Source organism: Nocardia sp. NPDC003693 (assembly GCF_053981095.1).
Genome location: NZ_JBSFNO010000007.1, coordinates 147,360 through 172,543, shown reverse-complemented (window position 1 = coordinate 172,543; position 25,184 = coordinate 147,360). Strand labels below are relative to the sequence as shown.

The 25,184-nt window shown below is 69.1% G+C and carries 21 protein-coding genes and 1 riboswitch; of the genes, 15 read left to right on the top strand and 6 right to left on the bottom strand.

What is annotated here, in order from left to right; translation table 11 throughout:
• Window positions 1–55 precede the first annotated feature (55 nt).
• On the top strand, window positions 56–811 hold the full coding sequence (locus ACWDOP_RS11470) for an IclR family transcriptional regulator (RefSeq protein ID WP_456344969.1): 756 nt from the start codon (window positions 56–58) through the stop codon (window positions 809–811).
• A 63-nt stretch (window positions 812–874) separates the two neighbouring features.
• On the opposite strand, the gene ACWDOP_RS11465 is transcribed toward ACWDOP_RS11470, so the two are convergent.
• The 3 genes from ACWDOP_RS11465 to ACWDOP_RS11455 form a co-directional block, all read right to left on the bottom strand.
• Window positions 875–2,833 (bottom strand): family 2A encapsulin nanocompartment cargo protein cysteine desulfurase, encoded by a 1,959-nt coding sequence (locus tag ACWDOP_RS11465; protein WP_456344968.1) that lies wholly within the window; start codon window positions 2,831–2,833, stop codon window positions 875–877.
• Complete coding sequence (locus ACWDOP_RS11460; RefSeq protein WP_456344967.1) at window positions 2,808–3,737, bottom strand: family 2A encapsulin nanocompartment shell protein; 930 nt, start codon at window positions 3,735–3,737, stop codon at window positions 2,808–2,810. Before ACWDOP_RS11460 ends, ACWDOP_RS11465 begins: the two co-directional genes overlap by 26 nt.
• 263 nt (window positions 3,738–4,000) lie before the next feature.
• Complete coding sequence (locus tag ACWDOP_RS11455) at window positions 4,001–4,297, bottom strand: hypothetical protein (RefSeq protein WP_456344966.1); 297 nt, start codon at window positions 4,295–4,297, stop codon at window positions 4,001–4,003.
• A 335-nt stretch (window positions 4,298–4,632) separates the two neighbouring features.
• Window positions 4,633–4,801: riboswitch (cobalamin riboswitch) on the top strand.
• Between the two features lie 159 nt (window positions 4,802–4,960).
• Here ACWDOP_RS11455 and ACWDOP_RS11450 point away from each other — a divergent pair.
• The 11 genes from ACWDOP_RS11450 to ACWDOP_RS11400 all read left to right on the top strand — a co-directional run bounded on the left by ACWDOP_RS11450 (window position 4,961) and on the right by ACWDOP_RS11400 (window position 19,872).
• Window positions 4,961–5,977: a methylenetetrahydrofolate reductase gene (locus ACWDOP_RS11450; protein ID WP_456344965.1), complete on the top strand. Its 1,017-nt coding sequence runs from the start codon at window positions 4,961–4,963 to the stop codon at window positions 5,975–5,977.
• 280 nt (window positions 5,978–6,257) lie between these two features.
• Window positions 6,258–6,896 (top strand): GNAT family N-acetyltransferase, encoded by a 639-nt coding sequence (locus tag ACWDOP_RS11445; protein ID WP_456344964.1) that lies wholly within the window; start codon window positions 6,258–6,260, stop codon window positions 6,894–6,896.
• A gap of 12 nt (window positions 6,897–6,908) precedes the next feature.
• Complete coding sequence (locus ACWDOP_RS11440) at window positions 6,909–8,729, top strand: IucA/IucC family protein (protein ID WP_456344963.1); 1,821 nt, start codon at window positions 6,909–6,911, stop codon at window positions 8,727–8,729.
• Complete coding sequence (locus tag ACWDOP_RS11435) at window positions 8,726–11,056, top strand: penicillin acylase family protein (RefSeq protein WP_456344962.1); 2,331 nt, start codon at window positions 8,726–8,728, stop codon at window positions 11,054–11,056. The genes ACWDOP_RS11440 and ACWDOP_RS11435 overlap by 4 nt, the downstream gene beginning before the upstream one ends.
• The gene (locus ACWDOP_RS11430; RefSeq protein WP_456344961.1) at window positions 11,053–12,495 is read left to right on the top strand and encodes a condensation domain-containing protein; all 1,443 of its coding nucleotides are present in this window, start codon (window positions 11,053–11,055) and stop codon (window positions 12,493–12,495) included. Before ACWDOP_RS11435 ends, ACWDOP_RS11430 begins: the two co-directional genes overlap by 4 nt.
• Window positions 12,496–12,557: 62 nt before the next feature.
• Window positions 12,558–14,111, top strand: a complete 1,554-nt coding sequence (locus ACWDOP_RS11425) for a pyridoxal phosphate-dependent decarboxylase family protein (protein WP_454209061.1) — start codon at window positions 12,558–12,560, stop codon at window positions 14,109–14,111.
• Entirely contained in the window at window positions 14,104–15,417 is a 1,314-nt protein-coding gene (locus tag ACWDOP_RS11420; RefSeq protein WP_456344960.1) for a lysine N(6)-hydroxylase/L-ornithine N(5)-oxygenase family protein, read from the top strand. Before ACWDOP_RS11425 ends, ACWDOP_RS11420 begins: the two co-directional genes overlap by 8 nt.
• 112 nt (window positions 15,418–15,529) lie before the next feature.
• Complete coding sequence (locus tag ACWDOP_RS11415; RefSeq protein ID WP_456344959.1) at window positions 15,530–15,772, top strand: acyl carrier protein; 243 nt, start codon at window positions 15,530–15,532, stop codon at window positions 15,770–15,772.
• The gene (locus ACWDOP_RS11410) at window positions 15,769–16,935 is read left to right on the top strand and encodes an acyl-CoA dehydrogenase family protein (RefSeq protein ID WP_456344958.1); all 1,167 of its coding nucleotides are present in this window, start codon (window positions 15,769–15,771) and stop codon (window positions 16,933–16,935) included. The genes ACWDOP_RS11415 and ACWDOP_RS11410 overlap by 4 nt, the downstream gene beginning before the upstream one ends.
• Entirely contained in the window at window positions 16,932–18,215 is a 1,284-nt protein-coding gene (locus ACWDOP_RS11405) for a wax ester/triacylglycerol synthase domain-containing protein (protein ID WP_456344957.1), read from the top strand. Before ACWDOP_RS11410 ends, ACWDOP_RS11405 begins: the two co-directional genes overlap by 4 nt.
• 22 nt (window positions 18,216–18,237) lie before the next feature.
• The gene (locus ACWDOP_RS11400; protein WP_456344956.1) at window positions 18,238–19,872 is read left to right on the top strand and encodes a long-chain-fatty-acid--CoA ligase; all 1,635 of its coding nucleotides are present in this window, start codon (window positions 18,238–18,240) and stop codon (window positions 19,870–19,872) included.
• 167 nt (window positions 19,873–20,039) lie between these two features.
• Here ACWDOP_RS11400 and ACWDOP_RS11395 read toward each other — a convergent pair whose 3' ends face one another.
• The 3 genes from ACWDOP_RS11395 to ACWDOP_RS11385 are packed head-to-tail and all read right to left on the bottom strand — an operon-like array spanning window position 20,040 to window position 22,677.
• A complete protein-coding gene (locus ACWDOP_RS11395) occupies window positions 20,040–20,861 on the bottom strand; it encodes an ABC transporter permease (protein ID WP_456344955.1) in 822 nt (273 codons plus the stop codon).
• Entirely contained in the window at window positions 20,858–21,673 is an 816-nt protein-coding gene (locus tag ACWDOP_RS11390; protein ID WP_456344954.1) for an ABC transporter permease, read from the bottom strand. Before ACWDOP_RS11390 ends, ACWDOP_RS11395 begins: the two co-directional genes overlap by 4 nt.
• Window positions 21,673–22,677, bottom strand: a complete 1,005-nt coding sequence (locus tag ACWDOP_RS11385; RefSeq protein ID WP_456344953.1) for an ATP-binding cassette domain-containing protein — start codon at window positions 22,675–22,677, stop codon at window positions 21,673–21,675. The genes ACWDOP_RS11390 and ACWDOP_RS11385 overlap by 1 nt, the downstream gene beginning before the upstream one ends.
• A gap of 370 nt (window positions 22,678–23,047) precedes the next feature.
• On the opposite strand from ACWDOP_RS11385, the gene ACWDOP_RS11380 reads away from it, so the two are divergent.
• The 3 genes from ACWDOP_RS11380 to ACWDOP_RS11370 all read left to right on the top strand — a co-directional run bounded on the left by ACWDOP_RS11380 (window position 23,048) and on the right by ACWDOP_RS11370 (window position 25,175).
• Entirely contained in the window at window positions 23,048–23,530 is a 483-nt protein-coding gene (locus ACWDOP_RS11380) for a hypothetical protein (RefSeq protein ID WP_456344952.1), read from the top strand.
• A gap of 119 nt (window positions 23,531–23,649) precedes the next feature.
• Window positions 23,650–24,387, top strand: a complete 738-nt coding sequence (locus tag ACWDOP_RS11375) for an ABC transporter ATP-binding protein (protein WP_456344951.1) — start codon at window positions 23,650–23,652, stop codon at window positions 24,385–24,387.
• Window positions 24,387–25,175 carry an ABC transporter permease gene (locus ACWDOP_RS11370; RefSeq protein WP_456344950.1) on the top strand — a complete coding sequence of 263 codons (789 nt, stop codon included), beginning with the start codon at window positions 24,387–24,389 and terminating at the stop codon, window positions 25,173–25,175. The genes ACWDOP_RS11375 and ACWDOP_RS11370 overlap by 1 nt, the downstream gene beginning before the upstream one ends.
• Window positions 25,176–25,184 lie beyond the last annotated feature (9 nt).

The window sequence follows — 25,184 nt, the reverse complement described above, 5'->3', positions numbered from 1 at the left end:
GGATAGTGGAAAGCTCGGCGGTGGGGGCCGATGTGTCCGTGCTACCGTCGCCGACGTGGAAGCCCCCGGTGTGCAAACCATTGCCCGTGCCCTGTCGGTGCTCGAATGTTTCCGGGGCGGCGACGAGCGCGGCGTCTCGGAGATCGCGCGCCAGCAGGGCCTGGCCGTGAGCACCACGCACCGGCTGCTGGCCGCCCTGGTCGCCGCCGGATTCCTGGAGAAGAACGAGGAATCCAGCCGCTACCGCATGGGCGGGGCGCTGGCCGAATACGGTCAGATCGCCTACCGCCAGCACCGCATCTATCTCGCCGAACCGTGCCTGGAGCAGTTGGCCGCCACGACCGGCGCGAGCGCCTCGGTCGCCATCCGGCACAGCATCCACGCGGTGCTGCTCGGCACCAGCCGCTGGCGCGAGACCGACGGCCATCGCCTGCAGGGCGTGCGGCTGCCGCTGCACGCCAGCGCCCTGGGCAAGGCGCTGCTGGCGTGGTCGGACGCCAGCGACGAGGAGCTCGCGGCCCTGCCCTACGACGAGGGCACCGATCGCTCGGTCTCGGGCCCGGCCGAACTGCGCGCCGAACTGACCCGGACCCGCGAGCGCGGCTACGCCTACAACGACGGCGAACTCGACCCCGAGTTCCGCACGATCGGCCTGCCGATCCTCGATCCCACCGGCCGCTGCCGCTTCGCCCTGGGCCTGCGCGGCCCCACCGCCCTGATGATCCCCGAGCGCGTCCCGTTCCTGGTCGAGCTGGCCAAGGTCACCGCCGCCGAGATCGGCACGCGCTTCGCCGCGGCCACATCGGAATAGCGCACGGCGTCCACGCGACCCGAAAGCCGCGTGGACGCCGGTCGGGTGCCGCCGTCGATCCGGTCAGCCGCGCGCGTGGGCGAGGCGGGTGACCTCGGTGATGAAGCGGTCGATCTCCTCGCAGGTGTTGTAGAAGGCGAAGGAGGGGCGAACCGTCGCCTCCACGCCGAAGCGGCGCAGGATGGGCTGGGCGCAATGGTGCCCGGCCCGGACCGCTATGCCCTTCTCGTTCAAGGCCGTTCCGACTTCGAGGGGTTCGTAGCCGGCCAGGGTGAACGACAGCACGCTCGCCTTGTGCGCGGCGGTGCCGATGAGGCGCACACCCGGGATCGCCGCCAGGCGGGGCGTGGCGTACTCGAGCAGGCCGTGTTCGTAGCGGGCGATGGTGTCGATGCCGAGGGTTTCGACGTATTCCACGGCCGCGCCCAGGCCGACCGCGTCGGCGATGTTGCCGGTGCCCGCCTCGAAACGGCCCGGCGGCGGCTGGAACAGCGAGCGATCGAAGGTGACGTCGCTGATCATGTTGCCCCCACCCTGCCAGGGCGGAAGGTCCTGGAGCACTTCGGATTTGCCGTAGACCGCGCCGATGCCGGTCGGGCCGAAGAGCTTGTGGCCGGAGAAGACGAAGAAGTCGGCGTCCAGGGCGCGGACGTCGATCCGGGTGTGCGGGATGGACTGCGCGCCGTCCACCACGGTGACCGCGCCCGCGCGCCTGGCCTCGGCGACCACGTCCGCGATGGGCGTAATGGTGCCCAGCGCGTTCGACACATGGGTCACCGACACCAGTTTCGTGCGATCGGACAGCAGCCGGGTGTACTCGTCCATCCGCAGCTGGCCGGTGTCGTCCACCGGAATGACCTTCAGCACCGCGCCGGTCTCGGCCGCCAGCAGCTGCCACGGGACGATATTGGCGTGGTGTTCGAGGTGCGAGACGAGGATCTCGTCACCGGCGTGCAGGTTCTTGCGGCCCCAGGTCTGGGCGATGAGGTTCAGGCCCTCGGTCGCCCCGCGCACGAAGATGATCTCCTGTGCCGAGCCCGCGCCGAGGAACCGCGCCACCGCCTCTCGGGCATGCTCGTACGCGTCGGTCGAACGCGCCGCCAATTCGTGTGCGGCACGGTGGATATTGGAGTTCTCGTGCTCGTAGAAGCGGGTGATGCGGTCGATGACCGCGCGCGGCTTCTGCGTGGTGGCGGCGTTGTCGAACCACACCAGCGGGTGCCCGTTCACCCGCTCGCCCAGGATGGGGAAATCCCGGCGGATGGCGTGCACGTCGAACGGCGGATGCCGATCCGGCACGGGATCGCCTGCCCGGTCCCCGAGGAAGTAGAACTGTGACCCCGCCGGTGTCGGCTCGGCCTGCGGGCGCTCGAGGAAGTAGAAGCTCGGCCCGCCCGCCGGGGCCGCCGGTGAGCTGAAACGCGATGGGGTCAGCGGGATATCGAGCGACGGCAGTTCCGGCAGCCAGGGATCGGTGTGCACCGGGGCCGCGGCGGTCCCGGACTCCCAGCCCGGCACGGTCGGGGCGGGTGTGGCCCCGCCGGGCGGCACCGCACCCCGCGGTGCGCCCGGAGTGCGCGCAGTGCCCGCCGTGGCAGGAACGGAGATGCCCGGACTCGGCTGCGGCACAGCGCCTTCCGACACCGCACCGCCGCTCGGCACGGCCGGGTCCGGTGCGTGCGGGAGCGAGCTCGCCCCCGCCGCCGACAGGGGAGCGGCCACAGGGGCCGACGCGGCCGAGGGCAGTGCCCCCGGCGATCCGGGAACGCCGGACGGCCCCGCCGGGGTGCTCGGCGCGCCCGGAACATACGGGATCGGCGGCGGCTCCGGGGCCGGGGTGCTCAGCCCCGCGACGCCCAACCCCCCGAGGCCCGGCGCCGCCGACGGCAGCGCCGAGAAGAACTCCCCGGCAAGGCGATTCAGCGTCGCCTCGTCCGGGAGCAGCGCGCTCCACTCGGAACCGGTGGCGGCCACCGGTTCCGGGGGAGCGGGCAGATCAGCGGTAGGTCGGTGCATAGTCATGGAACCTGTTCACCTCTGCGCCCTCGAGCACGGCCACCGCGTCGTCGGTCAGGATCGCCAGCGAGCAGTACAGCGACACCAGATACGAGGCAATGGCACTGCGGTCGATTCCCATGAACTTCACCGACAGGCCCGGGCCCTGTTCACCGGCCAGGCCCGGCTGGTACAGCCCGACCACGCCCTGTCGCTCCGCGCCCGGGCGGATGAGCAGGAACGTCGTCTTGCCGCCCGTCACCGGGACCTTGTCCGAGGGGATGATCGGAATCCCGCGCCAGGTGATGAACTGCGAGCCGAACAGGCTCACCGTCGGCGGCGGCACACCGCGCCGCGTGCACTCTCGCCCGAACGCCGCGATGCCCTCCGGATGGGTGAGGAAGAAGCCGGGCTCCTTCCAGACCTTGGCGATGAGATTGTCCAGGTCGTCGGGCGTGGGCGGGCCCGCGATGGTCGAGATCCGTTGCTTCTTCGGCGTATTGGCGATCAGCCCGTAGTCGGGGCTGTTGATCAGCTCGCCTTCCTGATGCTCCTTGATGGCCTCGATGGTCAGGCGCAGCTGCTGGGAGATCTGGTCGTGCGGGCTGGAATACAGGTCCGAGACCCGGGTGTGCACGTCGAGAATCGTGTGCACGGCCTTGAGCCGGTACTCGCGCGGATCCTTCTCGTAGTCGATGAAGGTCTCCGGCAGCGGGGACTCGTCGTAGTTGTCGCACTTGATGTCGACGGTCTGCTCGTGCGTCACCCGATTGCGCCGGTAGATACCGGCTTCCACCGGCACCCAGCTCAGCAGATGGACCAACCACCGCGGGGTGATCGACTCCATCTGCGGAACGGTCTTGGTGGCATTGGCGAGTGTCCGAGCGGCCTCGTCGCCCAGTGCCACCGGTTGCGGCACGGTACTTGTCATGAAAACCGCCTTCAATTAGGCAAATTGGGGGTTACCGACGGGACGGAATACTAACCCCGGGAGTCGGCGCTGTCCTGGCGAAGCACACGGCGGGCGTGTCCTGGAAGTTTGCTGGCGATACCGTGATTCGATGCCGCCACTTCCGTGAATGTGAAGGAGTGCACTCCGCCGGATAGGAGTCACGAGCTAACAGTGAGGAAACCGTAATTGCGCGGTAATGAGCGCGCGGGCGGCGCGCGTGGAAACCGGTGCGGCCCCGCGCCTCAGCGCACGCCCACGAGCACCGCGTCGGTGATCGAGCGCCACGCCACCCCGGCTTCGGTGAACCCCGCCGCGCGGACACGGTCGAGATGCCAGTCCAGGGTCTGCGGAACGCCCTGCTGCCGGTTGTCCAGGATGGCGCGACTGGCGGCCAGTTCGTTGCTCAGCCGGGAATCGTCGGCGATGCTCGCCCACCACCGTTCCCAATCCGGCACGCCCTCCGAGCGCACACGCTCCTGATGTCCGCGCTGGATCCGCTCGTCCAGCTCGTTCAGTAGCGGGGTCCCCGGGTCGGGCATGTGATCGGCGTTGACGAGCAGCCCGCCGGGGCGCAACAGCGTCGGCAGGTCCGCGATCCCAACTTTCTTGCCACGCTTCCCAATTCATGGCTTCTCCAGGGTCTGATCAGCGGCTTCGGAACGGACGCAGACTACGCGGCCGTCCGGGCGCGTCGGCGCCGTGACACGCGGCCGGGCGACGCCGGGACGCGCCGGGAAGGGGTGTGGTTGTCGGCGGCGGTACCACTTCGCTATATTCGCCTGCGCAGCTGGTTCGCCGGAGGCGGTATCGAGGAGCCCCTGATCCGTCCGAAGGCGTCGAAGCCCGGTGGCGCGTTCGCGCGCCGCGGGGCGAGAGGGAACCCGGTGGGAATCCGGGACTGTCCCGCAGCGGTGAGTGGGAACGACAGCCGTCATTCCGCGCTGGGCGCGTTGCCCGGGAAGCGATGGCCGATAGGACCAGCCCCGGCACGAGCGCCGGGGCCGACCCGGGTCACGGGTCGATGCCCACGAGTCCGAAGACCTGCCCGTTGTGCCGGATACGTCGTGTCCGGCGGTTGTCGCCTCGTGGACCGGGTGGCATGCCGAGCGGAACCGGGCGTCACACGACGCCACATCATGGGCTCCTTTCAGCGTGCACTCGCGATGAGGTGGCCATCGGCATGCTGACCATGGAGCTCACCAATGACGAACCCGGACAATACATTCGCGGCCGTGCCCGGCCGCGCGCCGATCGAACGCACCGCCCGCGTCGCGCCCCTGGCCGCCGCGCGCGCCTCGGTCGTGCAGAACCTGCGCATCCATTCCGGTGCGCGAGTGCCCTTCTCGGTGGAGTTCAATCCGCCGCGTGACGCCGCCGGCGAGGCCCGGCTGTGGCGCACGGTCCGGGAATTCGAGCGCATGCACCCGGCCTTCGTCTCCATGACCTACGGGGCCGGCGGCTCCACGAAGGACCGCACCGCCCGCATCACCGGCCAGCTCGCCCAGCAGACCACCCTGCTGCCGGTGGCGCACCTGACCGCGGTCGGCCACAGCATCGCCGAACTGCGCGCCCTGGTCGGTTCGTACGCCGACTGCGGCATCCGCGACATCCTGGTGCTGCGCGGTGATCCGCCGGGCGATCCGCTCGGGGCGTGGGAGCGGCACCCCGACGGTGTGGAGTACGCCGAGGAACTGGTGCGCATCGTGCGCGATCTCGGCGATTTCAAGGTCGGGGTGGCCTCGTTCCCGCAGGGCCATCACCGCTCACCGGACCTGGCCACCGATACCGCGCACCTGGTCGCCAAACTCCGCGCCGGAGCCGACTATTCGATCACCCAGATGTTCTTCGACGTCGAGCACTATCTGCGACTGCGGGATCGGGTGGCCGCGCACGACCCGGTCGAGGGCGCGAAGCCGATCATTCCCGAGCTGATGCCGATCACCTCGCTGCGCACGGTGCAGCGCGCGGTGGAGCTGTCCGGCCGCGAGCTCCCGCCCGCCGTGCTGGCGCGGTTGCGGCGCGCGGCGGGGGATGGGCCCGAAGAGAACAGGGCCGCGGTGCGCGCCGAGGGCATCGAGATCGCGACCGAAATGGCGCAGCGTCTCATCGACGAGGGCGCGCCGTGTCTGCACTTCATCACCCTCAATTTCGCCAAGGCGACGACCGAGGTGCTGACCAATCTCGGCTACCGGGTCACCGCGGCGCCGCTGAGCGCCTGAGAAACCGGCGGCGGGTCCGGAAATCCCGGCCCGGCCCGGCAATCGGCTGGCTCTGAGATCTGCGTTACGCTAGCCTAACCTAAATCGGATGAGGTTAGGCTACGTTTACTACGTAAGTGTACGCTGATCAGCGGTTACGCCCCGCGGCCGGCCGTAGATGCTGAAAGCCTGCCGCTATTGCTCGCGTGTTGCGAGAGACCCGCTGCGATTTTCGGGTTAGCCCACCCTAATAAAATAGGTTACCCTAACTCGCGAATGTGGATCTGCGAGAGGGTTTCTGATGGTGGTTGCTCGTCCCGAGACGAGTCCGGGTACCGATGGAGTTGCCGAACCAGCTGTTTACGAGCTGACCGCCCGGCCCATCGATATCGAACGTGACACCGAGACCGCTCATCGGTGGCTCATCCACCCCAAGTCGGCGTACTGGGGCATGCTCGAGAGCACCCCGGCCGACGTCGAGGATCTGATCCGCGTCGCCAAGTCCGACCCGGATCCGCGATTCGGTATGTGGATCGGCGCTTTCGAGGACGAGCCGCAGTTCCTGTTCGAGCTGTACAACCCGCAGACCAGTGATCTGGCCAAGCCGGGCACCGGATACGAGCACGCGGCCGGTGACATCGGCATGCACCTGCTGGTGTCCAACAGCGAGCGCAGGCTGCCGGGCTTCACCGGCAACGTCATGCTGCACATCATGCGCACCGCCTTCTTCGAGTGCGGCGCCGAACGGGTCGTGGTCGAGCCGGATCACCGGAACCTGCACGTGCAGAAGCTCAACGCCGCGGTCGGCTTCCAGGTCGCGGGTGATTTCCCGGTGGCCGACAAGATCGCCCGCCTGAGCTACTGCACCCGTGCCGATTTCATTCGGCTCACGGACAACGGCCGGTCCCTGGCGACCGACTTCCAGCTCGCGAACTCCTGAGAAGGTAGTGCTTTGACCAGCCCCGAAGCTTCCGCATCCCTATCCGCGTTCTGGCAGACCTACGAGAGAAGAATCGCGACCAAGATTCTGGCCGAGTTCTGCCACGAGCGGTTCGTGCACCCCGTCGAGTTGACCCCCGGCGTCTACGTACTGCACTCCGATGACGGCCTGACCGAATACGGTTTCCGCGCCGAGGTGCTGTCCCTGGACAGCTGGTGCATCGACGAGTCGTCGCTGCGCCGCACCCGCGACGGCGAGCCCGCGCGCATCGACGCCACCCAGCTCGTCATCGATCTCAGTGGCTCCCTGGGTATTCCGCGCGACGCGCTGCCGGAATACCTCGAGGAGTTCACCAACACCCTGCTCATGAGCGCGAATCGCCCCGACGATCGGCGCATCGCGGCCGCGGAGCTGGCGGTCGCGGACTTCCAGACCATCGAGCGCACCATGACCGAGGGTCATCCGTGCATCGTGGCCAACGCGGGCCGGCTGGGCTTCAGCGTCCACGACGTGGAGAACTATGCGCCCGAATGGGGTTCGCGTTTCGCGCTGACCTGGGTCGCGGTCCGGCGCGAGCACTGCGAGTTCGCCGCGGTCGAGGGCGTGGACTACGACTCGGTGGTGCGCGAGGAACTGGGCGCGGACACCCTGGACCGCTTCGCGGCGGTGCTCACCGGCCGCGGCCTGGATCCGGCGCGGTACTACTACATGCCGGTGCACCCGTGGCAGTGGCTCGAGAAGATCTCCCGCGTCTACGCCGTCGACATCGCCGAGCAGAAGATCGTGGAACTGGGCACCGGGCCGGACCTGTACCAGCCGCAGCAGTCCATCCGCACGCTGTTCAACACCACCCGCCCCACCCGGCACTACGTCAAGATGGCGCTCTCCATCGTCAACATGGGATTCACCCGCGGCATGTCCGCGGACTACATGCGCAACACCCCGCTGATCAACGACTGGATTCGCGGCCTGGTCCGCGGTGACGAGTACCTGAAGTCGCTCGACTTCGAGATGCTGTACGAGGTCGCGGCCATCGGGTACCGCAGCCCCAGCTACACCTCGATCACTCAGCCCGGCTCGGAGTACCGCAAGCTGCTCGCGGCGCTGTGGCGCGAGAGCCCGGTCCCGCTGGTGCGCGAGGGCGAACAGCTCACCACCATGGCGGCGCTGCTGCACGTGGATCACCACGGCGATTCCTTCCTGGCGGCCGTGGTTCGCGAGTCGGGTCTCGAGGCCGGCGACTGGCTGCGCCGGTACCTGCGGTCCTACCTGCACCCGATCGTGTACCTGCTCTACCGGTACGAACTCAAGTTCTCCCCCCACGGCGAGAACCTGATCCTGGTGCTGGACAAGGGCGTTCCGGTGCGCGCCATGCTCAAGGACCTCGGCGAGGAGGTGTCGATCTTCGGCGCTCCCGCCGACCTGCCCGAGTCCTGCCACCGCGCCCTCGCCGAGGCGACCGACGACATCCGCAACATGGGCGTGCTCTCGGACGTCTTCGACGACTTCCTGCGCCACCTGGCCGCGATCTTCCACTCCAGCGGTCTGCTCGCCGATCAGGACTTCTGGGCCGTGGTGGCCGAGAGCGTCGCCGGGTTCCAGGACCTGCACCCGGAGCTGGCCGAGCGTTTCGCCAAGTGGGACATGTTCGCGCCCACCTTCAAGGCCATCCACATGAACCGGCTGCAGCTGACCAACAACCGCCGCATGGTGAACCTCGGCGACTCGTACTCGACCCTGGTCGACGACGCGCACGAGCTCGTGAATCCCATTGCGGCGCACCGGCCCCTGCCCTCGCCGCTGGAACTGCGGGACGAGGTGGCGGTCTCGTGAGCGAGTACACCCCGGACGTGGAGATCCTGCGCGACGCCCACGGCATCGCGCACATCACCGCGACCACCGCCGCCGGCGCGCTGTTCGGTCAGGGCCGGGCCTGCGGGCTCGACCGGGCCTGGCAGCTGGAATTCCTGCGGTTGCGCGCGGAGGGCCGCACGGCCGAGGTCTTCGGCGCCGACACCGTCGGCTGGGACCGCTTCGCCCGCCGCGCCCAGCTGGACGTGGCCGCCAAGCGCATCTACGACGGATCGAGCCCGCGCACGCGGGAACTGGTGCGCGCCTACGTCGATGGCGTCAACAGCACCCTGGACACCGCCGAGGCCATCGAGCTCACCGGGCTCGATCACCGCCCGGCGCCGTGGCAGCCGTGGACGCCCATCGCGGTGTTCATCATCCACAACGTGCTCTTCGGCCGGTTCCTCACCAAGCTCTGGCGCGTGCACGCGGTGCGCGCGCTCGGCCCGGCCGCGCTGGCGCTGTTCGACTGCGAGGGCGTCGACGACGCCACCGTGAACGTGCCCGGCGTCCCGGACGAGGCGTTCCTGGCCGCGCTGCTGGACCTGATCCCGGCCCCGGCCGCCCCGGCGCCGGCCCCCGAATCCTCCTTCGGCGACGCCATTTCCGGCAGCAACGCCTGGGGCGTGGCCGCGGCCCGCACCGCGACCGGCGCCCCGCTGATCGCCGGCGACCCGCACCGCTTCCTGGAACTGCCCGGCATCTACCAGCAGTTCCACCTGGCCGCACCGGAATTCGACGTCGTCGGCTTCTCCTTCGCGGGCGTGCCCGCGCTTCCGCACTTCAGCCACACCCGCACCGTCGCCTGGGGCATCACCAACGCCATGGGCGACTACCAGGACCTGTACGTCGAGAAGCTCACCCGGACCGGCGACGGCGTGCTCGCCGAAACGCCCGGCGGGACGGAGGCCGTCGAGTCCCGGTTCGAGGAGATCCGGGTGCGCGGCGGCGAGCCGGTGCGCGTGGAGATCATCACCACCGGCAACGGCGGGGTCGTCTTCGGCGGACCCGAGGACGCCTTCGCGGTGAGCCTGCGCACCCCGATGCTCAGCGATCCGGACGTCACCTTCGACGCCGCCATCGACCTGCTGTTCGCGACGAACGTCGGTGACGTCGAACAGGCCCTGGCCGGGTGGTCCGAGCCGGTCAATCGCATCGTCATCGCCGACACCACCGGCCGCCTCGCCCACCACGTGGTGGGCGCCATGCCCGACCGCGCCGACGAGAACTACTGGCTGCCGGTCCCGGGCTGGGACGAGCGCTACCGGTGGCGCGGCTACCGTCCCGCCTCGGTGCTCGAGGAGTCCTTCGACGCCGGGGTGGACACCTACTCGGTGATCGCGAACCAGCGCATCTGCGACTCGGATCCGTTGCAGCCCATCACCACCGAGTGCGCGCCGTCCTCCCGGGCGGACCGCATCGACGCGTTGCTCGCGGACGGTGCGAACGTCTCGGGCGCGGACTGCGAGCGGATCCACGGCGACGTGCAACTCGAGGAGTCCGACGCGCTCACCGAGCTGCTGGGCACGCTCACCGGACTCGGCGCCGACGCCGAGGCCGTGCGCGCCCGCCTGCTGACCTGGGATCGCGCGATGCGCGCCGACAGCACCGAGGCGTACGTGTACGCCGAGGTGCGCGCGAACTTCGTGCGCGGCCTCACCGCCGCGCCCGCGTTCGCGGGTCTGGCCGCCGGGCACCCGTTCGGGCCCACCTTCACCCCGTGGTTCGTCGCGGGCACCCGCATCGGCGCGGCCCTGGACGCGGTCGTGGCGAACGCGCCGGCGCTTGGGGTGGATGTCGCCGGCGTGCTCACCGCCGCTCTGGACGCCACCGCGGCGAAGCTCGCGGGTCAGGAGCAGACCCCGGCCTGGGGCAGCGTGCACCTGTTCGCGCCCATCCACGGTTTCGATCTGGTGGGCGCGGGCGTCAAGCATCCGGAACTGAACGCGGCCATCCGCCCCGTCCCGCTGCCGCTGGGCGGCGACGCCGAGACCGTGTTCGCCAACGCCAGCGCCGTCGGCTTCTCGCACCTGTGCAGCGTCGGCTCCGCCGCCCGGTACGTCTGGGATCTGGACGACCGCGACGCGGGCCGCTGGATCGTGCCGCTGGGCGTCAGCGGCGCACCGGATTCGCCGCACTTCCAGGACCAGGCGCCGCTGTGGGCGCGCGGGGAGCTGATCGACATCGTCAGCGACTGGAAGATCCTGCGGGAGAACGCGACCGGGTACGAGAGCTTCGACCGCGCACCGGATTCGGACGCCTTCGTGCCCGCCTCCACCACCGCCGCCTCGACGTTGGGAGCGAAATGAAATCGCAGACCGCCGCACGCCTGGAGTTGCTCAAGCAGCGCCTGGCCGCCGCCGGACTCACCGCCGAAGTCGCCGCCCCGGCCCCGAGCGCCGGGCCGGCCGCTCCCGAGGGCGCGCTCGGCGTCGCCGAGCGCCGCATGTGGAAGATCTACGGCTTCGACCCGGAGTCGTTGTCGCACAACATCGGTCTCGTGCTCGACTTCGAGGGCGGGTACGGCCTGGACGAGGTCATCGCCTCCTTCGAGACGATGGTCGAGCGCGCCGCGGTCCTGGGCTCGCTCATCACCGTCGCCGAGGACGGCACCCCCCGGCGCGTGCGCACCGCGATCGCGGGCCGCTGGGCCGAACCGGGCGTCACATGGGAGTGGGGCACCATTCCCGCTGCCGCGCAGGATGATTCGGACATCCGCTCGGCGGCCGACACGTTCACGAAGTCGCCGTTCGACCTGACCCGCGAACCCCCGCTGCGCGCCCGCATCACCCGCGGCGCCGACGACCGGGTGACCCTCGCGCTGGTCGTGCATCACCTCGCGGTGGACGACACCTCCTGGCCGCTGCTGCTGGGCACCCTGGTCTCGGGCGCCTGGCCCGAGAGCGACGACCGCCCGGTCCGCTCGACCGCGCCGGTCACCCAGGACGATGTGGCCCGCGCCCTCGAGCACGCCCGGAACACCTGGGCCGCCGAGGGAATCCGCTTCCCGCTCGACGGCACGCTGCCCGAGATCAGCCCGGAGCAGAGCTGGCTCTCGCCCATGGACGAGAGCGCGGGCATCCGCTTCGAGCGGCCCGTCCCGGGCGCGGACATCGCCGCGCTCGAGACCGTCGCCCGCGAGGTCGGCGCCACTCAGAACGCACTGCTCATCGGCGTCTGCGCGCTCGGGGTCTACGCCCTCACCGGCGAGGCCGACCACGTGCTGCTCATCCCGGCCGACAACCGCCGCCAGGGCGAGGGCCCGGCCACCGTCGGCTACACCGGCAACATCGTGCCGATGCGTTTTCGCTTCGACCCGAACTCGACCGTGCGCGAGGCGCTTTCCACCGCCGCCTCGGTCGTCTACGGCTCGATGGAATTCGCCGGCGTCGACTACGGCACCGTGCTCACCGCTCTGCGCGGAGCCGGCGGCCGCTTCCCGGTCGCCGAGATCATGGCCTCGGTTCGCAATGCCCCGCTGCGCGGCATCCCGGTCCCACCGGACCGGACCGTCACCTGCGAATCGGTCTTCCACGGGATCGGCAACTACCCGCTGACCCTGGCCTTCGAGCTCGGGGCCGACGACAGCGTGCACCTGGAGATCGATCATCAGCCGGGGCCCGTCGACGACGCCCGCGCCCAGCGCGCCGCGGACATCACCACCGCCCTCGTCGCGCGCATCCCCGGCGCGCTCGATCGCCCACTCGCCGACCTGGTCGGCGCGGTGCGCGAACCCCAACCGGTTTAACAGCTTTCCCGCCGCCGGGCTCGCCGCACCCGGCATGCGTTCCCCCTCCCCGCCGCAACGTTATGAGGTCTACCGTGTCAGTTGAATTCGATTCCCCCTGGGACAGAGCGTCCAAGTTCGCCCAGCCCGGAACCGGCTGGACCGCGGTCGGCGGTGGACTGGCCCAACTCGCCGCGGCCGTCGAAGGCCGGCACCACAACTCCCCGCTGCCGTCCGGCCAGCCCGCCGAGATGCTCGCCGCGGTCGCGGAATCCCTGGGCCCGGAGCAGATTCCGGCCGACGGTATCGGTGAGGCCGCCGCGCTGAACCACCTCGCCGATCTCATCGCCGCGTACGGCCTGGACCTGACGCACAAGCTCACCGCCGCGCACCTGCAGCCGCCGCCGCTGACCGTCGCCGTGGTCGCCGACGCCCTCGCCAGCGCCACCAACGCCTCGCTGGACACCTACGATTCGGGCCCGGCGACCCTGGGCATCGAGCAGTGGACCATCAAGGCGCTGGCCAAGCTGGCCGGTTTCACCGAGGCCGCCGGCGGCGTCTTCGGCCCGGGCGGTTCCTACTCGAACCTGCTCGCGCTGCTCGTCGCCCGCGACTACGGCGCCATGCAGAACGGTGTGGACATCCGCCAGAACGGCGTCAGCGCGCTGGCCCGGCCCGTGGTCCTGTGCTCGCGCGTCGCCCACTTCTCCATCCACCGCGCCTGCGCCGCACTGGGATTGGGTGAGGCCGCGGCCATCCCGATCCCGGTCGACGCCGATCACCGCATGATCCCCGAGGCCCTGGACGAGGTGCTCACCGAGCTGCGCGCCAGCCACACCCCGGTCGCCATCGTGGCCACCGCGGGCACCACCGACTTCGGCTCCATCGACCCGCTGCCGGAGATCGCCGACATCGCCGCCAAGCATGGCGTCTGGATGCACGTCGACGCCGCCTACGGCTTCGGCTCGCTGTTCTCCGACGAGCTGGCGCCGCTGCTGACCGGCATCGAGCGCGCCGACTCGATCACCCTGGACCTGCACAAGGTCGGCTGGCAGCCCGCCGCCGCCTCGGTGCTCCTGCTGGCCGATCAGCAGCGCTTCGCCTCGCTGAACCGCTCGGTCGCCTACCTGAACCCCGACGACGACGTGGAGGCCGGCTACGGCGGTCTGCTGGGCCAGACCCTGCAGACCACCCGCCGCCCCGACGTGCTCAAGGTCGCGGCCACCTTCCTGGCCTACGGCCGCAGCGGCATGGGCAAGATGCTGGACCAGTGCCACGAGCTGGCCAAGTACGCCGAGGGCCGCATCGGCACCGAACTGCAGCTCGAACTGGTCGCGCCGGTCACCCTGACCACGGTCGTATTCCGGTACCTGTGTGAGGATCTGGATCTGGACGCGGTCAACGGCGAGCTGCGCCGTCGACTGATCAGCTCCGGTACGGCCCTCATCGGCCGCACCCAGGTCCGGGTACGGGGTGAGGGCGAGCCGCGCACCTGCGTCAAGCTGACCCTGCTGAACCCGGAGACCACCGAGCAGGACATCGACGAGCTGTTCGACGAACTGCTGCGCGTCGGTTTGGAAGTGGAGTCCGAAGGCTTGCAGAGCGTCGGCGACGAAATGGTGAAGGCCCATGAGTGAATTCGAAAAAGTAGACATCCTCGCGATCGGCGCGGGTCCGTTCAACATCGGGCTGGCCGCGATGGCGTCGACGGTCGACGACATCGACATCCTCGTCGTCGACTCGGTGCCGGAATTCCGCTGGCACACCGGAATGATGTTCGAGGAAGCCAAACTTCAGGTCAGCTTCCTCTCGGATGTCGTCTCGCTGGTCGACCCCACCCACCCCATGACGTTCCTGGCCTACCTGGCCGACGTGGACCGGCTGTACCCGTTCCTGGTGCGTGAGGACTTCTTCCCCACCCGCCGCGAATACGAGGACTACCTGCTGTGGGTGGTGCGGCGGCTGAACACGCTGCGCTTCGGCACCACCGTGAACTCGGTGGTGTGGAACCAGGAGCAGTCTCACTTCGAGGTCGCGGTGACCACGAACGGCGCGGTCTCGACCATCGTCGCCGGACACGTGGTCGTCGGCGTCGGCACCGAGCCGACCATCCCGCCCGCCCTGGCCACCTCCTCGTCCGCGCTGATCCACAGCTCGGAGTACCTGTTCAACCAGGAGGCCGCGCACAAGGCCGGCGCGGTGACCGTCATCGGCTCCGGGCAGTCCGGTGCGGAGATCGTCGTCGACCTGCTCGAGGCGAACCTGCAGGGCGGCCCGGCCGTCCAGTGGTGGACGCGCACACCGTGGTTCGCGCCGCTGGACTTCACCAAGCTGTCGCTGGAGATGACCACGCCCGCGTACATGGACTACTTCCAGAGCCTGCCCGAGGACACCCGCGACAAGGTGCGCGCCGGGCACTGGCAGTTCCACAAGGGCATCTCGACCGACACCCTGGCGCGGCTGCACGACCTGCTCTACCGCCGCGAGCTCAAGGACAAGCTGCAGCCGGTGCGCCTGCGCAACGGCGTCGCGGTCGAGGGCCTGGACACCCTGGACGACGGCCGCCTGCGCATTCGCGGCCGGCACCGCGACACCGGTGCGCTGCTGGCGCACACCGCGGACATGGTCATCGCGGCCACCGGCTACAAGGCGCGCAGCCAGAGCTTCCTCGGGCCCATCGCCGAGCTGCTGCACCGGGATTCGCAGGGCCGTCCGGTCGTGGCGAACAACCACTCGGTGGACGCCGACAACGGCCTGGGCGGAAAGCTGTTCCTGGCCAACGCCGAATCGCACGCCATCGGCGTCTCCGCGCCCAACCTCGACATCGGCGCGGTGCGCAACGCCAAGATCCTCAACAGCGTGGCCGGTCGCGAGGTCTACCGCCTGCAGCGCAATACCGCGTTCACCAGCTTCGGCGTCGGTGACGAGGAAGTGCTCGAATAGCACGCCGCACAGCCCGCGGCGCGTGTCCCCACCTGCCGGATACCGGGTTCCCGATGCGTAGCGTCGTGAACCCGGCCGGTAGCAAAAACCTTCAGTCCCAAGGAGTTACCTCATGTCCGACCAGATCACCGATGTGCTGAACAGCATTCTCGAAGAAGACCTGGACCTGTCCCTGGCCGATGTCTCCCGCTCGTCCCTGCTGGTCGAGGACCTCGGCGTCGACTCGGTGGCTTTCGCCATCGGCGTGGTCGCGATCGAGGAGCGCCTCGGGGTCAAGCTGACCGAGAAGGAGATGTCCGAAGCGGCCTCCGTCGGTGATCTGGAAGACCTCATCCGGTCCAAGGTCGCCGCGTGAGCACCGCCGTCGTCACCGAGACCTACGACGAGCTGCTCGCGCGCGTCTTCGACGAGCAGGTCGTGGCCTGGACCGAACAGGCCGAGCAGGACAAGCGCTTCCCGCGTCAGCTGCTCGAGCACCTGGGCCGGGAAGGCGTGTTCGCCCGCAAGTGGGAGGACCGCAAGCTCACCGACCTCGGCATGCACTTCGCCCTGGCCCAGCGCCTGGGCGCGCTGAACTCGGCGGGCATCGGCGTCGGTGTGAGCCTGCACGATTCGGCGATCGCCATCCTGCGCCGGTTCGCGCGCAACGACTTCCAGCGCGAGCTGGCCGACAAGGCGATCAATACCGACGTGGTGCTGTGCATCGCGGCCTCGGAGGAATCCGGCGGCTCGGATCTGCAGATCGCGCGCACCATGATCGAGCCGGAGAACGGCGGCTACCGCGTCGTCGGGCACAAGAAGTTCGTCTCGCTCTCGCCGATCGCGGACTACATCGTGGTCGTGGGCCGCAGCGCCGGGGACGGCGAATCCGCCGATCACGGCAACGTGGCGCTGGTGCTCGTGCCGACCTCGCAGGTCGAGATCGCCGAGCCCTACGAGAAGCTCGGCGCCGGGCCGCTGGACACGGCCGCGGTGGCCATCGACACCTGGGTTCCGGAGGAGGCGCTCATCGCGCGTCCCGGCACCGGCCTGGCCATGATCAGCTGGGGCCTGGGGCACGAGCGGTTCTCGGTCGCCGGGCAGATCGCCGGGGCGTGCGAGGTCATGCTCGGGGTCACCCTGGCGCGCATGATGAACCGCTCCCAGTTCGGCAAGCGGCTCTACGACCACCAGGCGCTGCGCCTGCGCGTCGCGGATCTGCAGGCGCGCGTGGACATGCTGCGCTACGCCCTGATCGGCGTGGCGACCGAGGGCAAGATCAACCTGCGCACCGCCGCCGCCCTCAAGGCCACCGCCGCGCACCTGGGGGAGGAGGTGGCCTCGGAGTGCCTGCACATCTTCGGCGGCATCGGCTACCTCGACACCGGGCTGCCCATCAACCGCTGGTTCCGCGACATGAAGCTGGCGCGCGTCGGCGGCGGGACCGACGAGGTGCTGTGGGAGCTGGTCGCGGCGGCCATGAAGCCCGACCAGGAGCGTTACGACAAGATGTTCGAGAATCAGGTGGAACTGCCGTGAGTGATTCGGCCGCAAGCACTTCCGTGATCGAGCTGACCGGTCCGGACCACACCTACCTGCACCTGGACGGCAAGGGCCGTCCGATGCACTGGGCCATGGTGCTCGAGCTGGACACCGCGGGTGACCGGCTGACCGCCGCACAGGTGCGCGCCCGGGTCGCCGAGCGCATCGGCCTGTTCGACCTGTTCCGGGTCGGCATCGCCGAAGGTCGCTGGCGCGCACCGCGAGTCGTGCTCGCGGAGAATCCGGATCTGGATCAGCACGTCGCCGGTGCGGACTACGCGACCCCCGAGGACCTGCGCCGCCGCCTGGCGAAGCTGCTGGAAACCCCGCTGGTGCGCCCGAATCCGCTGTGGCACCTGACGCTGTTCACCCCGAGCGGCGACGGCCCGCAGGTCGTGGCGCTGCGCGTGCACCACGCGCTGTCCGACGGCATCGCCGGTGCGGCGTTCGCGGCCCTGCTCGCCGACGGAACCCCCGATGAGCTCAAGGAATTCGAGCGCTTCGCCACCAGCCCGCGCTTCCGCACCCCGCCGATCGATCCCGAGGTGCTGAAGGAGTCCAAGGCCGCGTTCGCCGAACAGCACGCCGGTGGTCGTACGGGCCGGGGCTGGCCCAAGCTCACCAAGTCGGGCCGTCGCGAGGTCGCCCTGCTCAGCGTCTCCACCCGGGACCTGCGCCGCGCCGCCCGCAAGCACAACGCCTCGGTGCACGAGTTCGTGCTGGCCGCCATCGGAACCACGCTCAGCACCATCCCGCCGAGCACGGGCAAGCCGGCCGAGGTCATTCGCGTGACCCTGCCGGTGACCAACGATCCCGAGTTCCGGCACACCGGCAACGCGGTCCTGGTCTCCCCGCTGAACCTGCTCGGCAGCGAGACCGACATCAGCCGCCAGATCGAGCGCGCCCGTAGCGAATTGGCGACGATCGAGAAGCGCCGGCCGGAGCTGGCCTCGGCCATTCCCGACGGCGGTCCGCAGGCGCCGTGGCCCGTGCAGCGGCTCATCGCCAACGCGGCCATGGCCCACATGAGCCCCGATGTCCACATCGGCATCAACCCCGGCTTCTCCCGCATCCGCGAGGTGCTGGGCAAGCGCATCACCGAACTCACCGCGCTCTCGCCCCTGGCGGGCTACTCGTTCTCGGTGACCTCGCTGATCCTGGGCAAGAACACCTCGTTCGGCGTCGTGATCGACCCCGCCGCGCTCCGCCAGGGGTACGCCGAGAAGTTCATAGAGCATTTCGAGCGCGTGCTGCGCGAAGAATCACCGGCCGCGTGAACACGGAAGAGATGACACAGCAATGAGTAGAGTGACCGAGCTGCTGTTCGAGCAGCCCGCTTCCACCACCACCGGCCTCTGGAGCGGCAGCGATGTCTCCGAGCCGGTCCTGGCGACCTGGGAACAGGTGCGCGCCGAGGCCGCCCGCATCGCCGGTGGCCTGGCGGCCGCCGGGGTCGAGCACGGCAGCTCCATCGCCATCCTGGCCGGCGAGCCCCGCGACGTCGGCCCGCTGGTGCAGGCGTCCTGGATGCGCGGCGCGGCGTACACGATGCTGCACCAGCCGACTCCCCGCACGAATCTGGAAGTCTGGCTCGAGGACACCCGCGCCGTGGTGGCGATGCTGGACGCCAAGGTCGTCGTGCTCGGTGAGCCGTTCACCGCGGCCGTCGGCGGCCTGGACCTGGGCGCGCCGGTCGTCTCGATCGAGTCGCTGGCCGCGCACGAGCCGGTGGCGCACGTCGAGGTGGCCGAGGACGACATCGCGATCCTGCAGCTGACCTCCGGGACCACGGGTGTGCCCAAGGCCGTGGCGATCTCGCACGGCAACATCTATCAGAACCAGGTCGCCATGCGCGAAGCGGCGGGGTTCCAGTCGGACGAGGTCGTGGTCAGCTGGCTGCCGCTCTACCACGACATGGGCATGATCGGCATGCTGCTGACACCCATGCTCGCTCAGGCGACCGCGGTGATCACGACGCCGCTGGCATTCCTCAAGAGGCCGCTGGCGTGGGCCGAGTACATGACGAAGTTCCGCGGAACCTTCACCGCCGCACCGAACTTCGCGTACTCCCTGCTGGCCCGCCGCCTCAAGCGCGCCGAGGCCGGTGCGTTCGACCTGTCGAGCATGCGGGTCGCGGTCAACGGCGCGGAGGCCATCGACGAGAGCACGCTGAACGAATTCGTCACCGAGGCAGCCCGTTTCGGCCTGGCTCACGAGGTGATCATGCCCGCCTACGGCATGGCCGAGACCACCCTGGCAGTCTCCTTCGCCGCCGTCGAGGAGGTGTTCACCGTCGATCGGATCGACGGCGAGGGCTCCGAGCGTGACGGTGTCGTGCGCCGCAACGGCGTCGAGAACGGCCGTGCCCTGGCCAAACTCGGCCCGCCGGTCCCCGGCATCGAGCTGCGCGTGGTCGATGATCAGGGCCAGGTCCTGGGCGCCGATCGCATCGGCACCCTGCTGGTGCGCGGCGCCGCGGTCACCAAGCGGTACCTGACCCAGGAGGGCTACACCTCGGCGATCGACGCGGACGGCTGGCTCTCGACCGGCGACCTCGGCTACGTGACCCCCGACGGCCAGGTCGTGGTCACCGGCCGCAAGAAGGACGTCATCATCGTCGCGGGCCGGAACATCGCCCCCACGGTCGTGGAACGCGCCGCCGGCGTCGTCTCGGGCGTGCGCCCCGGCGGCGTTGCGGCCGTTGGCGTTCGGCTGCCGTCCATGGCCCGCGAGGGTATCGCGGTGATCGCGGAGTCCGACGCGGCCGACAACGCCGACGAGGCCGAGCGCATCCGCAAGGAGGTGGCCCGCGCGGTCTTCGACGATGTGGGCATCGCCCCCGCCGTCGTCACCATCGTGACGAAGGGTTCGCTCCCGAAGACGCCGTCCGGCAAGCTCCGCCGGTCGCTGGCGACGAGTTTGATCCCGGCCTGAGTTTTCCAGGTCGGTCGCGGTGGGCCGGGTCGGATTTCCGACCCGGCCCACTTGTGTATTCGGGTGGGTCGAGGTGCCCGACGTGCCGACGCCGGTACTCCGTCACCCCGTACGACAAGGCCCCCGCAGCGTCCGCCGCGGGGGCCTTGTCGCCCAACTACATCGAATCAGCGCCGCTGTTCAGCCGCGTGCCGATATCCCCGAACCGCGAGCGGCCCGAATACCACGATCAACCCGACGGTCCAGAGCACGGTGATGGCAAGCGGTTCGGCAACCGCCCCGCCCTCGGTCAGTCCCTTGATCGCCTCGATCGCCGGAGTCATCGGCTGATGCCGCACGACCGGCTGCAACCAGCCCGGATATTCCGTCACCGGCGCGAATCCGCCGTTGAAGAACAACAGCAGCAGGAACAATCCACCCAGTTGCTGCACGGCCTGCTTGCCCGAAGCGACTGTCGCCAAGGCGATCACCGGCACCGCGATGCCGACGGCGAAGATCATCGGAACGATGATCGCGCCCAGCGCGGCCAACAGTCCGTGCTCGAAGCGGAAGCCCAGCGGAATCGCCACCAGGAACAGCACGATGGTCGCCGGCCCGGTGCGCAGGGCTTCGGCGAGCAGTCGCCCCGCGATGAAGCCGGCGCGGGGGACCGGTAGCGTCCAGGTGCGCGCCAGCAGCCCGGTATCCCGCTCCTGGATGAGGGTGATGGCGGTGGCCAGCGTGCCGAAGAGCGCGCCCACCAGGGCTACCAGTCCGGCGTTGCCGTACACGCTGTCACCGCCGCCCATGGAGGTGACGGTCTTGCCCAGCACCAACTGGAACATCAGCAGCATGAAGGCCGGAAAGACCATGGACTGCACGATGATTCCGGGATCTCGGGACCACGAGCGCAGCAGGGCGCTCGCGTGCACCAGCGATTGGCGGATCAGGGACACCGAGTGGCGGGCGGGCCACGTCGGCGCGGTGGGGGTGGTCGTGGTCTGGGTCATCGGCCCACCTGTGCTCGGCCCGCAGCCGTGATCGCGAGCAGGCCCGCGGAGAGGAGTCCGGCCGACCACAGCAGGGCGGCGGTCAATTCGGGATCGGTACCCGCCGCGAGGCCGCGCAGGGCGTCGGCGAAGACCGAGAGCGGCTGGTTGCGGACGAAGGGCTGAATCCAGTCCGGAAAGCCTTCGGCCGGAACGAGACCGGTGGAGGCCATCACCAGGATGAGCTGCGGGATCATGAGGATGCTGGCCACCGAGACCGAGTTGCGCGCCACCGTGCCGATCGCGTCGGTGAGCATGCTCAGGGCCAAGCCGAAGATCACGACCAGGATGATGAACGCCGCGGTGTCGACCGCCGAACCGTGGAATCGGAAGTCCAGGCTGTATCCGATGCCCACACCGCCGGCCAGGGCCAGCAGCATGCGCACGATCACCCAGGCCATGCGGCCCAGGAAGGGCGTGACGCGGGGGATGGGTAGGGACATCATGCGCTCGTGCACTCCGGCGCGGGCATCGTGCCCGGCGACCTCGGTGGCGCTGATGGCGGTGAAGAGTCCGGCCTGCAACAGGATGATCGGCGTGAGGAATTGCGCGTAGTGCCCGCCGCCGAGTTCGAATTGGCGATGCAGTGGCACGTAGAAGCAGACGAAGAATACGACGGGTCCGAAGACGGCGAAAATGCCGTCACCGGAACGGATCGCGGCCAGAATCTTCTGCCGGGCCAGGGTGGCGGTCGCGGCTCCCAGGCCGACCGACGCGCGCGCGGTGGTGCCCGCTCGCGTGACGGCGGCTGGTTCGGCGGTGAGAGTGGACATCAGCGCGACTCCGTGAGCTGGAGGAAGACCTCGTCGAGCGAGGGCTGGCGCAGTCCGATGTCGACGACATCGATGTTCGCGCCGCGCAGGCGCGAGATGACATCGGAGACCGTGGCCATGCCCTCGGGGGCTCGCACGACCAGGCGGGGATGCGTTGCCGCGCCGGAAGCCGATCCCTCGGAGGGCGATTCGACGATGTCCAAGCCCTCGAGCAGTGCGACCGTGCGCGCGGTGTCCGAGCGCTCGATGAGCGTCACCTCGCACACCGCCGCACCGATTTGCTGCTTGAGTTGTCCCGGCGTGCCCGCCGCGACCACGGTGCCCTGATTCAGCATGACGATGTGGTCCGCGAGCCGGTCCGCTTCCTCCAGGTACTGCGTGGTCAGCAGCACCGTGATGCCCTCGGCGCGCAGGCCGGTGACGGTGTCCCACACCGAGGCTCGGCTGCGCGGGTCCAGGCCCGTCGTCGGCTCGTCGAGGAACAGCACTTCGGGCCGGGTGACCAGTGCGCTCGCGATGTCGACGCGGCGCTGCATGCCGCCCGAGAGTGCGCTCACGCGCCGATCGCGTACCGCGCCCAGATCGAATTGCTCGACCAGTTCATCGATGCGGGTCTTCAGCGCGTGTCCGCGCAGGCCCGTGAGCTTGCCGAATACCGCGAGGTTCTCCACCGCGGTCAGTCCGCCGTCCAGCGCGGCGTATTGCCCGGTGAGAGAGACGAGTTCGCGCACGCGCCCGGCGTCGGCCACCACATCGTGACCGCAGATGCGGGCGATGCCGGAGGTCGGCCGCTGCAGGGTGGACAGCAGGGTGACCGTCGTGGTCTTGCCGCTGCCGTTGGGCCCGAGCAGGCCGAGTACCTCGCCGGGCGCCACTTCGAACGATATTCCCTTGAGCGCCTTGACTTCTCCGTAGGCTTTGACCAGCTCGCCGACCTCGATCGCCGGCGTTGCCCCCTTGGCGTCGCGCTCCGCCCCCGGTGTACCGGCGTCCGGCGAGGTCACGACGCCCGCGCCACGGTCGGCACGAACCGCGGTAGGGCGTTCGGTGAATGGATCCTCATCGGCATGTCGATTCCCTCCTCGTGAGCCCGTTCGGGCTCGGTTCTTGTTAGGCAAGGCTAGACTAACCAATGGGTGCGTGCTGTGACCCCGCTCTCTATCGATCGCCCAGGTTGGAGGCCCTCACATGCGGCGATGGGGACTTCACTTAGGATTGACTTACCTAACTGGCTTGGTTAGCGTGATGCTTGCCCGCTCGAGCTGCGCCCCGCGATCGCTCCACCCCGCGGGTGAGCGCCGTACCCGGTCTCGCGGCCACACCGTGAATGCCACTGCGGCGCATTGTTTTCGCTCGCCGTCCAGAAGGGCTGTCATGCCAAAATTCATCAAGGTCGCCATGGTGGCGCTCGCCGCCGCCGTTCTCGGACTCGGCTTCGCGCAGCCGGCTTCGGCCGATATCTCCATTCGCGATTCCCAGGCTTCGGATCTCTACCTGCGCGACAACACCCCGAGCCTGCACCAGATCGAGAAGGCGTTCGCCGCGTTCTGGAATCCGAATATCAACATCGAGCCCAAGATCGAGGTCAGCTACAACGGCTCCAGCGCGCGCCCCGCGCTCGAGCGCGTGATGCAGGCGAGCACCACCTACGACTTCTTCTCCATTCAGGGCCGCGCGATCGGACCGGTGCAGGTCTCCGGCAACAACCTCTCGGTCAAGGTCGAGGGCCTGATGGCGGGCTTCCCGGCGTCGAGCACCAACTACCACTTCCTGCGCGATGGCGGCATCTGGAAGTTCGACTGGAAGGCCACCTGCGCGGAGATGCAGTGCTCCGGTAACCCGGACTTCGGCTACTGACCACCCATTCCAGGCACGTCGGAGCGACCCCCCGAATGTGATTCATCCGGGGGGTCGCTTCGTGTGTACAGCGAGACGGAAGTGAATTGGACTGTGCGACAGTTACTCAGGACCGCGCCATGATCGGCGTGCGCGGCATTACCAAGCGTTTCGGCGACACCGTGGCCGTGAACGACGTTTCGTTCGAGGCCGAGGCGGGCGGCATCACCTACCTGCTCGGGCCCAATGGCGCGGGCAAGACCACCGTCATGCGCATGATCGCCGGATTGGCGCGCCCGAGCGCGGGCTCGATCACCGTGAACGGCCGGTCCCTGCGGGACTACCCGAATACTCTGCGCGAGATCGGTTTCGGGCTCGGGGCGTTCGCGCGCAATCCGCAGCACACCGCCACCCAGCATCTGCTGTGGCAGGCGCGCCTGGGCGGCCTGCCGAAAACCGTGGTGGCCCCCGCGCTGGAGCGAGTAGGGCTGGAAGGCGTCGGAAAGCGGGCCGTCGGCGGCTTCTCCTACGGCATGCTGCAGCGGCTCGGCATCGCCGCGGCGCTGCTGGGCGATCCCGAGACGGTCGTGCTGGACGAGCCCGCCAACGGCTTGGACGTCGAGGGCATCCTGTGGCTGCGCGAGCTGGTCTCCGGGCTGGCCGCGGAAGGCAAATGCCTGCTGGTGGCCTCGCACAATCTGACCGAGGTCGAGATCACGGGAACGAGGGTGGTCATCATGGGCCGGGGCACGGTGCTCTCGGATACGACCAAGGACGAGTTGGTCGCACAGGGCACGGGCCCCCGCAAGCTGGAGTCGGCCTACATCGAAATTACCCGCGGCAGTGTGCAGTACACCGCGAAGGAAGGTGCGCGGTAATGGTGCTGACCTATCTGGCGCAGTCCGTGCGCAGCGAAGCCGCCAAGCTCTCGCGGCGCAGTTCGCTCTGGTACGCGGTTGTTCCGCTGGCGCTGGTGATTCCGGTGGCCATCAATTTCGGCATCGCCAAGGCGACCGAGTCGAACACCTTCCGCGGCGCGGGCGGTATGCACACCAACAACGCGGCCTACTGGATCCTGATCTTCTCGACATTCATCCTGATGTCCGGAGGCGTGACCTCGCTCTGCGCGGAGGTCAAGGACCGCACGATCGAGACGGCGTTCGCGATTCAGCCTCGTCGCTGGCTGCTCCCGGTCGCGAAACTCATCGTGTTCGGCGCGGTGTCCGCGGTGACGGCCTTCGCCGCGACGTTCATCATGCTCGGCGGTTTCCCGCGCCTGTTCCCCGAGATCTGGGGCAAGGTGGATGCTTTCTCCGGCGACGGTGTGCGCCTGCTGATCTGCGTTCCGCTGTTCGCGGTGCTCGTCACCGCCCTCGGTCTCGGTGTCTCGGCTCTGCTGCCCAAGCCCGGCCTGGTGGTCATGACGATCCTGCTCTGGAAGTTCGGCGTGGAGGTCTTCGTGACCCTGATTCCCGGTGATCTCGGCCTGCTGCTGCAGCGCCTCTCGCCCTTCAAGAACGGCGAGCTCGGTGTGGGCCAACTCTCCACGATCGAAAGCTGTTTCGGCGGTCAGAACGGTTCCCTGATCTTCTTCACCGTCCTCTGCGTTCTGATCTTCGTTCTCGGCACCGTCCGCCTCTCGGTCGCCGACACCAAGAGCAACTGACGCCCGCAC